The organism is Rhodopirellula europaea 6C (assembly GCF_000338295.1).
Lineage (GTDB): Bacteria > Planctomycetota > Planctomycetia > Pirellulales > Pirellulaceae > Rhodopirellula > Rhodopirellula europaea.
The window spans coordinates 15,765-29,489 of sequence record NZ_ANMO01000094.1 but is presented as its reverse complement, the minus strand read 5'-3'; the positions used below and the strand labels follow the sequence as shown (position 1 = coordinate 29,489).

General features: G+C 56.0%; 11 protein-coding genes. 6 read left to right on the top strand and 5 right to left on the bottom strand.

What is annotated here, in order from left to right; translation table 11 throughout:
- Positions 1 to 32 precede the first annotated feature (32 nt).
- Both RE6C_RS07980 and RE6C_RS07975 read right to left on the bottom strand, forming a co-directional pair.
- Complete coding sequence (locus RE6C_RS07980; protein ID WP_008655461.1) at positions 33 to 1,226, bottom strand: trans-sulfuration enzyme family protein; 1,194 nt, start codon at positions 1,224 to 1,226, stop codon at positions 33 to 35.
- 1 nt (position 1,227) lies between these two features.
- Positions 1,228 to 2,481: a trans-sulfuration enzyme family protein gene (locus RE6C_RS07975; protein WP_008655459.1), complete on the bottom strand. Its 1,254-nt coding sequence runs from the start codon at positions 2,479 to 2,481 to the stop codon at positions 1,228 to 1,230.
- A 355-nt stretch (positions 2,482 to 2,836) separates the two neighbouring features.
- Here RE6C_RS07975 and RE6C_RS07970 point away from each other — a divergent pair, with 355 nt between their 5' ends.
- The 5 genes from RE6C_RS07970 to RE6C_RS07950 all read left to right on the top strand — a co-directional run bounded on the left by RE6C_RS07970 (position 2,837) and on the right by RE6C_RS07950 (position 10,239).
- The gene (locus tag RE6C_RS07970) at positions 2,837 to 4,258 is read left to right on the top strand and encodes a hypothetical protein (protein WP_008655458.1); all 1,422 of its coding nucleotides are present in this window, start codon (positions 2,837 to 2,839) and stop codon (positions 4,256 to 4,258) included.
- 224 nt (positions 4,259 to 4,482) lie between these two features.
- Positions 4,483 to 5,445, top strand: a complete 963-nt coding sequence (gene trpS / locus RE6C_RS07965) for a tryptophan--tRNA ligase (RefSeq protein ID WP_008655455.1) — start codon at positions 4,483 to 4,485, stop codon at positions 5,443 to 5,445.
- Positions 5,446 to 5,448: 3 nt separating this feature from the next.
- Positions 5,449 to 5,826 carry a holo-ACP synthase gene (gene acpS, locus RE6C_RS07960; RefSeq protein WP_008655454.1) on the top strand — a complete coding sequence of 126 codons (378 nt, stop codon included), beginning with the start codon at positions 5,449 to 5,451 and terminating at the stop codon, positions 5,824 to 5,826.
- Between the two features lie 319 nt (positions 5,827 to 6,145).
- Positions 6,146 to 8,728: a DUF1592 domain-containing protein gene (locus tag RE6C_RS07955; RefSeq protein ID WP_236618022.1), complete on the top strand. Its 2,583-nt coding sequence runs from the start codon at positions 6,146 to 6,148 to the stop codon at positions 8,726 to 8,728.
- 89 nt (positions 8,729 to 8,817) lie between these two features.
- Positions 8,818 to 10,239 carry a DUF1552 domain-containing protein gene (locus tag RE6C_RS07950; RefSeq protein WP_008655452.1) on the top strand — a complete coding sequence of 474 codons (1,422 nt, stop codon included), beginning with the start codon at positions 8,818 to 8,820 and terminating at the stop codon, positions 10,237 to 10,239.
- A 194-nt stretch (positions 10,240 to 10,433) separates the two neighbouring features.
- Here the strand turns inward: RE6C_RS07950 and RE6C_RS07945 are convergent, their stop codons facing one another.
- Positions 10,434 to 11,285 carry a hypothetical protein gene (locus RE6C_RS07945; RefSeq protein ID WP_008655451.1) on the bottom strand — a complete coding sequence of 284 codons (852 nt, stop codon included), beginning with the start codon at positions 11,283 to 11,285 and terminating at the stop codon, positions 10,434 to 10,436.
- Between the two features lie 339 nt (positions 11,286 to 11,624).
- Here RE6C_RS07945 and RE6C_RS07940 point away from each other — a divergent pair, with 339 nt between their 5' ends.
- A complete protein-coding gene (locus RE6C_RS07940) occupies positions 11,625 to 12,119 on the top strand; it encodes a fasciclin domain-containing protein (protein WP_008655450.1) in 495 nt (164 codons plus the stop codon).
- A 64-nt stretch (positions 12,120 to 12,183) separates the two neighbouring features.
- On the opposite strand, the gene RE6C_RS07935 is transcribed toward RE6C_RS07940, so the two are convergent.
- Entirely contained in the window at positions 12,184 to 13,479 is a 1,296-nt protein-coding gene (locus RE6C_RS07935; protein ID WP_008655448.1) for a GNAT family N-acetyltransferase, read from the bottom strand.
- A gap of 82 nt (positions 13,480 to 13,561) precedes the next feature.
- Positions 13,562 to 13,714 carry a type B 50S ribosomal protein L36 gene (ykgO, locus tag RE6C_RS07930; protein ID WP_007327677.1) on the bottom strand — a complete coding sequence of 51 codons (153 nt, stop codon included), beginning with the start codon at positions 13,712 to 13,714 and terminating at the stop codon, positions 13,562 to 13,564.
- Positions 13,715 to 13,725: the final 11 nt, after the last annotated feature.

Sequence of the window (13,725 nt, the reverse complement as noted above, 5' to 3'; positions counted from 1 at the left end):
CCTGGGCTAATTCCACCCGACAGACGAGGGGGCTAACCAATGATCGAGATCGCACGATCCAAATCTGCTTCCAGATCGGTAGGCGATTCCAGACCAACCGAAAGACGGATCAACGAATCGGTGATCCCATGAGCCGCGCGAGCTTCCGGTGCGTAAGAAGCGTGGGACATCGTGGCGGGCTGTTCGATCAGTGACTCCACCGCACCGAGGCTGACGGCCAAATGGAACAGTTCGGTCGATTGGCAAACCTCGCGAACTTGGTCCAAGGTCGCATCCAGTTCGAACGTGATCATGGCACCGAAGTGCGTTTCATCTGAGTCGCTTTGGTGTTGCCCGAACAATTGTCCGGCCAGCTCGTGCTGGTTGTGCGATGCCAAACCTGGGTAGAGCACGGATCGAACCATGGAATGGGCTTCCAACCACTTCGCCAATCGAAGTGCCGTTCGTGATTGCTCGCGAACACGCAGGTCGAGAGTCTTCAGCCCACGCGAAATCAGGAAACTGCTCATAGGATCGAGCACGGCACCGGTCGCGTTCTGGACGAAGTAAAGCTGGTCGTAGAGCTCGGAATCTGCGACCGCCAATGTTCCACCTAAACAATCACTGTGACCGCCCAGGTACTTCGTTGCCGAGTGCATCACGATGTCGATGCCAAAATCCAAAGGTCGCAGAAGTGCCGGGGTGCCGAACGTGTTGTCGACGCCTGAAAGGATTCCTTTGGACTTGGCCAAGCGAGCGATCGCCGGCAAATCGGAAATCGTCATCCGAGGATTACCGATCGATTCGGTCCAAATCAGCTTGGTCCGATCGGTGATCGCGTTTTCGATCGCGTTTAAATCGGTGACGTCAACCAGGGTGACTTCGATGCCGCTGCGATTGCAGATCTGGTGCAGCAATCGGTAGGCACCGCCGTAGATATCAGATCCCGCAACGACGTGATCACCGGATTCCAACAGCATGGTGACCCCGTGAATGGCGGCCATGCCCGACGAAAACGCCAGCGATCCGCAACCGTTTTCGAGTGAGGCGAGCGTGTCTTGCAGGCCAGTCCGAGTTGGGTTGCCGCTGCGTGAATAGTCGTATTGGCCCCACTCGCCCGCGCCGGGTTGGCGAAACGTGCTGGCGAAATGAATGGGCGGAACAACCGCGCCGGTTTGTGGATCCACTTCGTTGCCGACGTGAATCGCGCGAGTTCGAAACTTGTGGTTCGAGTTGGAAGAGCTCATCTCAGATCGCCGCCAACGCTTGATCCAGATCCGCGATCAAGTCTGCTGAATCTTCAATGCCACAAGAATATCGAATCATGTTGTCAGCGATTCCAAAGCAAGCTCTTTCTTCCGGGCTGTAATGGAAATAGCTCATCACCAGCGGTTGTTCGATCAACGATTCGGTGCCACCGAGGCTGGGAGCGATGCGAGCAATTTTGGCTCCGTCGACCACGCGAGACGTGGTTTTCCAGTCAGCGTCTTTGACCGTGAAAGTGATCAGGCCGCCGAATCCCAGCATTTGTTCTTTGGCGATTGCGTGAGTCGGGTGGCTTGGCAAACCTGGGTAGTAGACACGTTCAATCTTGGGATGCTGATGGAGGAATTCGGCCACGGCTTGACCGTTTTCGTTGTGACGTTGCATCCTCAACGAGAACGTTTTCAATCCGCGTTCGAGCAAGTACATGCTGTGCGGCGACGTCACGCTTCCCAAACAACCGCGGAGGGCACGGATCGGATCCAGCAATTCTTTGCGGCCAGAAATGACTCCCGCCAACAAATCGTTGTGCCCGCCGAGGTACTTGGTGGCGGAGTGCCAAACGTAATCGACGCCGTGATCCAGCGGGCGAACGTTCAGCGGGGTCGCCAAAGTCGCGTCGATCAGCGTTTCGATTTCGTGTGCTTTGCCCAAAGCAACAAACTGTTCCAGGTCCACGCATGTCAGGTGCGGGTTGGTGGGCGACTCGCTGACCAGCATCTTGGTTCGCGGGGTGATCGCGGCTTCCATCGCGGCAAAGTCACCGGTCGGGACCTGTCGGGTGACAACACCGAACTTCGCCAAGTGCTTGCCGCAGAATTCACGGCTGCGGTGGTAACACTGGTCGAAGAAAATGATTTCATCGCCGGATGACAAGCGGCTCATCAGCAACCCGACGATCGCCGCCATGCCGCTGGAATAAACCACCGCGTCTTCCGCGTTGTCGAGTGCGGCCAGTTTCTGTTCGACCAAACGTTCGTTTGGATTCCCGTACCGCCCGTACTCTTCGCGTTGCTCGCGACCTTCGACAAAATCTAAAAGTTTGTCAGTGGACTCAAACGTGAAAGTCGAGGCCGAGTAGATCGGTGCCGTGATAGCGCCCTCGGCGTGTTGTCGCGAAGGCGAATCGGGATCAATGTTCCCGTGAACGCACTGGGTCGACAAACCCGTGGAAGAAGGTCCCGCGGCGCGGGACGCATGATCGGTCATTTCGACCGGATCGATTGCGATCGGTTTCATGTGTTGGCTTTTTAGCAGTGAGGCTGCAAGCGGCCGCAAATCCCTAAACAAACGTCACAGTGGAGGGGATGCGATTTCTCCACGACGTGCCTTCAGCCTAGCCACGGCGTCAGTTTTGGGCAACCGATTTTCTGCCTCGCTTTTTCGCCTTTTGGGGCGGACCGTATTCGGCACGCTCGCCGCCCGGAAGAGCTAGGCGTTCCTCCGGGGGGCCAATCTTCGAAACCGAACAATTCTCTGGCCAAAGTGGCGGTTCCAGGATCGCTGCTGTCTGAGCGTGGTTCTTGGTACACTTCAAAGAGCGGTTGCCGTCCAGATTTCCCGTTACGCAAACCTTTCCCGTTAGGCAGACGTTTTGTTCTCAACCTTTCTCACGACCGAATGGATTCGTTCGTCCGCGTTGGTGGTTGCAGTGTTGGTGCTGTCACCCACGGTCGCATTCGGGCAAGCCAGCGAAGCTGATTCGCCAACCGATTCCAATCCGGCAGCGGAATCGAGTGAGAGCGATCCAGGAACGGATCGCGTGGCTATGAAGTCGTTTCGCAAGCCCCCGATGGACCCGGAGAAAATTGCCAGCGTCTTTCAGGCTCAGGCGGTCATGCCAGAGGACGTTCCGACGGTGATACCAGGGTTTGGCGAAGACCAATCGGACCCCGGAGAGCAGACGGAAGGATCAGACAAGGAACAGGCGAGACGAATCAAAATCGCCGAATTGATCTCACAGCTTGGTGCACCCGAGTTTGCTGTTCGTGAACAAGCGACCGCTGGTTTAAGGAAGTTAGCAGATGACGCTCTCCCGGCTCTGAGAATCGCGGCGATCGAGCACGATGATTTGGAAGTGCGTCTTCGAGCGGAAGATGTTGCGACGGGAATCGTCAACAGTGCCGTCGCCGGACGGATCGATTCGTTTCTCGAGGGCGAGCCCGGATCGTTCGAAGGTTGGGAAGTTTTTCAACAGGTTTTGGGAGATGGACCGAGACTGCGAGAAGTCTTCGTCGAGATGATGCTCAGGCACGAAGATCTTGTTCAGGCACTCGAGGTCAGCACGGAGGCCAGGATGGCCGCTTTGGAAAAGGTGATCGCGCGAGTTCAGCGGCGTCAGTGGATTGAGTCGCAGTTGCCGTCAGCACCGGACGTGATCGGGATGCTGCTTTGCTTCAACGATCCCGAATTAAAACTGTCGAACATCCACGAAGAAGCTTTGCTGCGGATGTTGCGAATGAGTGTCACGGCGGAGGTTCTTCGGGACGACCAGTTGGCCGAACCTTTTCGCGTTCTTTTGGCGGGGTGGATCCCGCGTTGCAACCAAGCGAGTCGGCCCGAGGTTTTATGGGTATCGCTGCAGAGAGATCTGGAACGAACGCTGCCGTTTGCGGAAAAGATTGTCCAGCAAGCGGAATCCGGCATCGATGAAGTTGCCTTTTCGTTGCAGCTGATCAGCCGGTTTGGCGATGAGAGCAACGTGAACACGGTGCGTGAGAGGTTAAAAGACGAGCGTCCGGTGACGGATTTCGAGTTCATCGGAGACAATCAGATTCAGGCCCAAGTGCGAGATTTGGCGGCTGCGACGATCATGATCTTGAAACGCAAGCCGCTCGATGAGATCGGATTGAACCCGAATTCTCTGCATCCAAAGACTGGCTTTGTTGCACGAGACCTAGGATTTCCAGCCAACGATCCCGAACCTCGTCGCAAGATGTTGGAAGCTCTGGATGAGTTGCTTGAATCGGACGATGAACCCGCAGTGGATGCTCCGAGCAAAACTGAATCGAATTGATAGCCGGTTGGGCGACCGTGAGCTTCGCATGACACGCTGGTTGTTTCCGTTTGCAAAGGCTGGTTTCGCGATCCCCGTCGCCCATCACGATGGACGATTTTGAATTTCGCGTCGAAGCCAATTCTTTGTCGGGGGGTGATCTCCCGAAGCCGTGAGATTTGGTTAAGTTGAGAGGTTCTGAGTTGCTTTCTTTGATCGAAATTTCTTCTTTGTTTGACTGACCTATGCGAGTGCTCTCGGGAATCCAGCCAACCGGTCGTCCCCACTGGGGAAACTACTTCGGTGCGATTCGCCAATACATTGATTTGCAAGAAGACAATGAGGGCTTTTACTTCATCGCCGATTTGCACGCCCTGACCACTGTTCGTGAACCGGAAGTGCTTCGCGAAAATGTGATCAATGCCGCGTTGGATTTGTTGGCGTTGGGATTGGATCCTTCCAAGGCCAACCTCTTCGTGCAGTCCGATATCCCCGAAGTAGCCGAGCTGACTTGGTTGCTGATGACGGGAACGCCGATGGGTTTGCTTGAACGTTGCCACGCTTACAAAGAGAAAAAGGCCAAGGGGTTGCCCGCTGACGCTGGCTTGTTCACTTACCCGGTGTTGATGGCTGCTGACATCTTGGCGTACGACTCTCAAATCGTTCCGGTTGGCGTGGATCAGGTTCAGCACATCGAAGTTTGTCGTGATTTGGCTGGTTCATTTCACCATGCGTTCGGCGAGACGTTTGTGTTGCCCAAGGCGAAGACACTGGACGTCGGCGCGAAGGTTCCCGGCACCGACGGTCAGAAGATGAGCAAGAGTTACAACAACACGTTGCCGCTGTTTGGCGACGTGAAAAAGATTCGCAAGCAAATCATGCGGATCGTGACTGACAGTCGGCCAATGGAAGATCCCAAGGATCCGACCGACGATCATTTGTTCCAGCTCTATCAGTTGTTCGCTGGTCCGGCAGAGGTCGAGGCCATGGCAGCGAAGTATCGCGCCGGCGGGTTTGGATATGGCGAAATCAAGAAAGCCGTCGCCGAAGTGAGCGAAGAGTACTTTGCCCCGGCTCGAGCGAAGCGTGAAGAATTGGAATCAGACCTGGATACAGTACGAGATATTTTGGCCGAAGGTGCCAAGCGGGCTCGCGAGGTCGCGGCCAGCGTGGTTGACCGGGCCCGACGCAATTGTGGATTGCGTTAACCAATGGCAATCGTGGCAGTCGGGACGGAAATTGTTCAGTGTGCTCGGATCGCTCAAATGATTCAGCAACACGGAGAGCAATTTCTAGAGCGTGTCTTCACGGCAGCCGAGATTGACCACTGTGCTCAACGGCCCGACGCGACAGGCCATTTCTCTCGCCGGTGGGCGGCCAAGCAAGCCGTCTTCAAGGCACTGCGATGTCATCGGCGAGGCGTCAGTTGGACTGACATTGAAATCGCGACGCATCCAAGTGAAGGCCCTTCGATTGAGCTGCATGGCATCGCCGCGGAGTTGGCGGAAGAAGCGGAGATTGATGCGATTCACTTGAGTCTCGGTGGGTGTCGCACACAAGCAATCGCATACGTCGTGCTCTGCGACTGACTCGATTTTCAATGGCTCAAGCTCGATCTATCTCGGGCGAAACGACTGCCATAGCCACGGATTTTTGAGGGCCCTCGTCTGTGCAGTGTTGCCGGCGCCTCATTACTGGCAACGTTCTGAAGCGTCTCTCGGTGGCCTCGTGCTGCCCGTTACCAGCAAATTGCGGTGTGCTGCGTTACAGTAGGGGGCGGTGTTGGCATCAAGGCTAGCGCCTACGCCCTGCGAGCTAGCGAATCGATCAATGGTGAATGAGCGAAGAATCGCGATGGAACTGCGTTGGTGTGTCTTCGTTGCCATCACGTGTGGAGTAATCGTGCAGGTGTCTGCTCCACCAGCATCCGCGGCGGATGCGACGCGGGTCAGTCTTGGTCTCTCGGCGTTTTATACGTTTGAGGAAGGCGAAGGCGACGTGGTTAAAGATCGCAGCGGCAGCGGGAAATCGCTGGATCTGAAAATCGAGAAACCATCCGCGGTGACTTGGAAAGACAGCGCCCTGGTGGTGCGTTCGGCAACCAAGATCGAATCGGTCCATTCGGCTGCCAAGTTGGCCACGCAGTGCAAGCGGTCCAACGCATTGACGATCGAAGCTTGGATCAAGCCAACGAACACTTCTCAAAAGGGGCCTGCTCGAATCGTTTCGATGTCGAGCAGCTCAGTTCAGCGAAACTTCACACTGGGGCAGGAGCGTGATCGGTATCAGTTTCGTTTGAGAGCAACGTCGACCAGCGACAACGGAATTCCTGATACAGGCAGTGGCAATGGAAAGGCCGAAACGAAACTCGCCCATGTGGTCTTCACTCGGGGAAGTGACGGTCGAGTGCGTTTTTATGTCGACGGCGAACAAACTGAGTCGAGGAAAGTGGACGGGCGGCTGAGCAATTGGAATGTCGGCTTTCCATTGATTTTGGCGAATGAGCGAAAGGCAGAACGGCCTTGGTTGGGTGAGTTTCATCTCGTTGCGATCTATTCCCGAGCATTGAGCAGCGCGGAAATCTCGCAAAACTATTCCGCCGGTCCGAAAGCTGGTATCGACCCGCACGAAGCTCAACGTCGGGAACTAGCGAGAGCGGAGCAAACATTTGCGACAAAGGTGGCTCCTTTGTTCGCCCGCCATTGCTTGGAGTGTCACGATACCGGCTCGAAGAAAGGTGACCTGGATCTGTCTCGCAAATTAGCCGCGTTCGAGGGCGGCGAAAGCGGGAAAGTGATTTTGTCTGGCAACGCGGAAGAAAGCCCGCTGTGGGAGCAGATTGTTTCCGGCGACATGCCGCCGCAGGGGCCCGGCCTCTCGGCATCCGATCAGGCAGTGATCAAAGAGTGGATAGATGATGGGGCGGTTTGGTCGATCGACATGATCGATCCCGCCGTTTACGCCTCCAAGCCAGGGGCAAGTGACCATTGGGTTCAGCGTCTTACCGTTTCCGAATACATCGAAACGGTTCGCAGTGCGGTTGGTGTGGATATCGCCAAAGAAGCAACGCGGTTGTTGCCGCCAGATCTGCGAGCCGACGGGTTTAGCAACACCGCATACAACCTGAGCGTGGACTTGAAGCATGTGGAGGCTTATTCGCAGCTTGCGGAAATGATCGTTCAGCGAATGGATGTGCTCGAGTTCGCCAAGCGTTTTTCAAAGTCACAAAGTCTGAACACGGATGCCACTGCGAGAAAATTTGTCGCGGCGGCGGGTGAATGGTTGCTGCGTGGTCCGTTGGACGATCGCGAGGTAACCAACTACAGCGGAATTTTGACTGCGGTCGCAAGTGCGGGCGGCGACTACGAACAAGGTGTTGGGCTGATGGTCGAGGCAATGTTGCAATCGCCTCGGTTTATTTATCGCATCGAAACGCAGCCCGACGGAGGTGGAAACCAGCGAGTCACCGACTTTGAATTGGCGTCGCGGATGAGCTACATCCTGTGGGGCGGGCCGCCAGACGAAGCCTTGTTGAAGGCAGCTCGAGATGGACGACTCGCGGACAAAGATCGCTGCCAAGCGGAAGTGGAGCGAATGCTGATGGATCGACGAGCCGTCGAGCGGTCGAAGCAGTTCGCAGCCGACTGGTTGAATCTGGACCGGCTCACCAACATGCAGCCCAACCAAGAGCGGTTTCCTGAATGGACGCCGGAATTGGGGCGGGACATGCGTGCCGAAACGCTCGCCTTCTTCGAAGAGTTGGTCTGGAAGCAGGGGCGTCCGATGAGCGATTTGTTCGACGCACAGTTCACCTACGCGACTCCTCAGTTGGCCAAGCACTACGGATTGAAGCCGCAGGAAGGTGGGCTTCGTCGATACGATCTGTCGGGTGAACCCGTCCGGGGAGGTTTGTTGACGCAAGGTAGCGTGCTGACGATTGGGGGCGATGATGCGTCCATGGTCACGCGAGGTCTGTTCGTGATGAGAGACTTGCTTCGTGGAGTAATCGGTGCACCTCCGCCGGGCGTCGATACGACGCCGGTGCCACCCAAACCCGGGATGACTCATCGCGATGTCGCTGAGGATCGGATTCAGAACGAATCGTGCGGCGGTTGTCACATCAAGTTTGAGCCGCTCGCGTTCGGCTTGGAGCAGTTCGATGGTCTGGGGGCGTTTCATCTCAAAGACGAGTTTGGCAATCAGCTTCGTTCAGAAGGTCAGCTCGTGGTCCCCGGCGAAGCAAAGCCGCAGCCATACACGACGCCCTCTGAGTTGATGAAGCTGCTGTCGACCAGCGACCGCGTTCGCGAAACTCTGACGTGGAAAGTGACACAATTCGCGATGGGGCGACCTTTGGGTGCCCGTGATGCAACCGAGGTACAGCAGATTCATCAGGCGGCTACGAGTGCGGGCGGTCGGTACGCCGATTTGATCACGGCGGTGGTGATGAGCGATCTGGTGCAGAAGACTCGATCGCAGGACGAACCGTAACCAAAGCATCTCAAGCAATTTGAATCAGCAGTCTTGGCCTGGGCGTTGTTCCTGGCTCACCTGTCCAAGTGTTTTCAATAGGACCCATCATGAAGAACAAACGGATTCACCGCCGCACGATGCTTCGAAGCGTGGGCGCCGCCACGGTTGGCCTGCCGCTTCTGGAAGAAATGTTGACCTCGACTGCGTCGGCCGCGAATGCGACGCCGGAAATTCCGGTTCGTGCGTTCAACGTGTTCTTCGGTTTGGGCATTCCTGCGCCGTTGCAGAAGGAAGGGTTCCGAGGGGTTCTTGAGCCACTGCAGCCGCTAAGCAAGAAGTTGCTGATCATGCGGGAGGTCGATCAGGTTCGCTGCGACGAAAAAGGCATCAATGCACACTACGATGGCGCCACCGCTGCTTTCACGGCTGAACCACCCGACGGCGAAGCCAAGTCCGGCGGCCCGTCCATTGACCAGGTGATTCGCCGCGCTCACTATCCCGACGGTCTGCCAAAGGGCATGGTGCCAACATTGGTCGGCGGAACATTCTTTCGCCGATCGCGGGTTGGACGCTATGTCCATAGTTACAACATGGACGGAACCGTTGCGGCAACGATTCAGGAAAAGCCTCGCGAGCTGTTTGAGCGTGTTTTTGGCGGCGTCGCTTTGGCAGGTGGCGATCGAAGTGAGAGATTGAAGCGAAGCGTGTTGGACACGGTTGTCGAAGATTATCGGCACTACACAGGTGCCAACTCGCCTCTCGGGGCATCGTCTCGCGCCCGCGTGGCGGATCATTTGGATCGCATTCGCGAATTTGAGCAACGCGCGTTTGCGATGAAGCATCGGCAATCCAGCGGGCCGCAAATCCCGCCTCGTTCGATCATTCCGCATGGCGGACCGGCTGATCCCGGTGGCCAAGGCATCGATATCACGTTGGAGCAACTTTCATCCGAATGGCGTTTGCTGTCGGACGTTTATGCGTTGGCCGTTCAGATGGATCGCGTTCGCTTTGGTGCACTGACGTTCCTGGCTGCTGGCGAACGAATCCGTCTTACCGGCGACTACATGTACAACGGTAAAAAGCTGTGGGAATTTGATGATGCGCAGCAGCAAAACGCCGGTGGTGACAAAGGCTGCAGTCACGAGTGGTGGCACAAGTTCAACGAGAAAAAGAAGAACGAGGCGCTCCGTGCTCATGCTCACATGAAGATGCAGGAGGTTGCTTACTTCCTGAGTGCATTGGATAGCGATGAGTGTAAAGAGCCAAATGGGCGGACGATTTTGGAGAACTCGTTGATCACCATCTCAACCGAATCAGGAGATGGTCGCCACAACGATGTGAAGCGAGAGTTGTCGGGAGTTTTCCACTGCATCACCGGCGCCAATGGTCGCTTCAAGACGGGCCAGATCATGGACGTTGGGGCGGAGGGAATTGATGTCTACAACACGATGTTGGACGCCTTTGGCACCAAGGATCGGCTTGGTCCAAAGACGCGGGATGCCCAGCAGATTGATTCGATTCGAGCCTGACGGACGAATCGGCCAGAGCAGCCTTCGCCCGGGCGTCAAACAAAACTCATCAAACAAAACTCAGTTGACCAATGAAACAAGCCGCATGTGATAACACATGCGGCTTGAGTCGTTTCGGTTTCGAACCATGTCGACGCCCATGAATCAGTCACGAGCGAGGCGTTGATTGAAAGGAGTGTGGCTTTCAGGTGGGATCATTCTCCGCCGCGACCGCCACGTCCACCTCGGCCGCCACGCTCGCCACCATCTCCACCGCGTCCGCCACGAGCACCGCCGCCTGCTCCGCCACGTCCGCCGCGACCACCACGTTCACCGCGAAGGGCTTCCAGGTCGAATGGTTTACCCTTCATCTCTTCGAACTTCTTCTTTTGTTCAGTGGTCAGAACGGCCATCACTTCTTTTTCCATGTTCTCACGCATCGATTCCATCGCGGTTTGCATTTTCTCGCGATCGCGGCTTTGCATGATCTCACGCATTTCTTCACGCATCTTGGTTTCCATTCCTGAGCGAATCTCTGTGAGCTTCTTCTTTTGCTCTTCGGTCATCGTCAGGGCTTCTTGGACTTCGGGCGACGACAGTGCCATCAAGCCTTGCGCCTGGATGCCGATTTCATCGAGCCGTTCCATTTGCTCGAGCGTCAGGACTTCCTGAAGCTGCATGCGAGTTTCTTTTTCTTGCTCTTCACGCTGCGACTGCATTTTTTCGAAGAACTCGCGGCGATCTTCTTCCGATGCGTTGCGGAAGTCGAAATCTGGTCGCGATCGCTCGCGGGATTGTTCTTCAAGCTTTTTCAGGGCTTCGGTTTGATTTTCGTCGATGCCGAGTTCTTCGCGAACTTTTTCAGCGCGCAGCAGGCCGAGGGTGGATCCGCCACCGCGACCGCCGAACATGGCGCCTCCGCCGCCGCCACCTGGAAAACCGCCTCGGCCACCACGGCCTTGGGCATTCGCGATGGAGGCCGACTGGAACGCAAGGCCAGCGGCCATCGCTAGCATGGCAATGAAACGCAATTTAGGAGCGAGTTGGGCTTGGGACAAACGGCTCATTGTTAGGCAACCCTTCGAAATGGTCAGATGAGAAGCGGGGAATCAGTCGTCACCTGAGCGGAAGTGCCGGGCGTACAAACTGAAACCAAAGTTGATTCAAAAGTTCTAACCCGCCGTGTGCGTTGAGGTTTCGCAACATTTGCAATTTGTAGTCAAAGTTGAAACGGCGGTCTTTATCACCGTTTCAGAAAAATCTTTCCGGTTGCCGCTTGTCCGAGACGTACAGTCCAGCGATTCGCGAATCAGCCAATCGAGTGAGGCAGTTCGGCCACGGCCGTCGCTGGACTGCTTCTTTCAAGCTCGAGTTCCCACCTCATGTTCGAGACTTAGGATATTACGATGAAGAAGATCATTTTGGCTGCGTTGGCTCTGTTTGTTCTGCCCGCAACCGTACAAGCGGACCACCACAACGAAACATCGAAGAAGAACATCGTCGAAACCGCGGTTGCGGCGAAGTTCAATACCTTGGTTGCCGCGGTGAAAGCCGGCGGTTTGGTTGAAACGCTGAGCGGCGAAGGCCCGTTCACCGTGTTCGCGCCCACTGATGAAGCCTTCGAAAAGCTGCCTGAGGGCACTCTGGAAAGCCTGCTGAAACCCGAAAACAAGGATCAGTTGGTTGCGATTTTGAAATACCACGTCGTTGCAGGGAAAGTCCCAGCGAAGACGGTTGTTACCTTGGATTCAGCCGAAACCCTCGGCGGAAAAGTCAGCATCGAAGTCAAAGACGGCACCGTGATGCTGAACGACAAGACCAAGGTCGTGAAGACTGATGTGATGACCAGCAATGGCATCATCCACGTGATTGATTCGGTCCTGTTGCCACCAAGCAAGTAAGCAGTGACCGACGCGGCAAACCGCCGCAAACTGAAATCGAAAATAGCTCGTCGGAAACGGCGAGCTATTTTAGTTTCTTGATACCCGCCGATGGGTTGATCTTCCGAATTGCACGTTTCACCGTCTCTTTCATTGGGACGCGTTTGAGGGCCTGGACCATGGTGGCTTCCGCCGCGAAAGCGATTCGGTGCCATCGTGAGTCGGTAATCGTTCCATGAACAACCTGCGTTGTGGTGCCAGTTTGTTTTGTCTTGTACTGCTGCTCACCGTAGCCCATGTCGACGCAGTCGATCCCATGCTGCGTTGCGGCCCGAATCGTTTCGGTGAACAAGGCCGTTCCCGGAGAGTATCTCGCGAATTCTGGGGCGTAGGTCGGGAACCAATAATGCAGTCGTCCGTGTTCGATCATTCCGATGTGGGTCGCAACGGGACGGTCGCCCGCCCACAGCACCGAGCAAATTCCACGTAGGGATTCGCTGGAAAAGTCGTCACCCGCGACAGCCGAATCGGACTGCAGACCAGGTTGCGTGAGCGAGTTTTCGTGAAGAGTCTTGATCAGATCTCGGGTCCATTCGGGAAGAAATAGATCCAAGATGTGGGTGCGTTGATATTGGGCGCGTTTCCAAGCAATGGTCTGCTTTAAAATATCGGGACAACGGCAGTCCATCTCGAGCCGGACGGCGCCGATCTCGCGGCCAAGCTTGCGAGTCTTTTGACCCTGCTTGCCAATCGTTCGGTGTTCCTTCTCAAGGCGTCTGAGGTAGTCGCCCGAATCCCCTCCCAAGTCGGCCCGGAAAGCTTTGACTGATTGCAAGTGATAGCGGTCGACCCAGTCCGGATCGCTTCCGACGATCGCGTGGAGATTGAAGGCACGAACTTTTGCCGCTCGTGCGATCGCGGTCCAGTCGATTTCGAGACCGGGAATCGCGATTACGTTTTGAGCGTCGTTGAGAAAACGTCCCGCTGGAACGCCGACGCCGCCAACTCGATGGAAGGGAAAGAAACCCAGGGGAGTGCCGTCGCTTGATCGAAGAACGGCGGTCAGCACATCGCCTCGAACGGCGTTGACCGCCGCGGCGAAACGGGCGGCGAAAAATGGCGGTGCAAACTCATGTCGCAGAGATCGGATTTGTTCCCATCTTTCAAGGTCGTCACGCGACAGGCTTGCGAACTCGCAGACGTCGATCTGGTGGACGTCTTGATTGTTCGCCATCGATGAGACGGCCGGGTGATTGATGGGGCTGTGATCCAAAGCTTCCGCCGCAGCGATGCGGGCTTTCCTCGGATCGAGATCTTCCGTCGAGCGCTCACCCGAACCGTTTGCCAGTGAATCACTGGGCGTCGAAGGCTGGGGAGTCATGGAAGATATGGGGCGTGACAATGCCGGTCTCATCGAAAAAGGCGCCGAACCAAGTCACCCGGTCTTCGACGAGACGGATTGCCTAGCGTCGGGCTTTCTTGCTCTTCGCGCCGCCCTGACGGACCTTGAACTTTGGATTGCTCTTGCAAATCACGTAAATACGGCCGCGTCGCTTGACCACCTGGCAATCCGGGTGGCGGTACTTCAACGCTCCAATGCTACTAACGACCTTCATCCGATGCTACT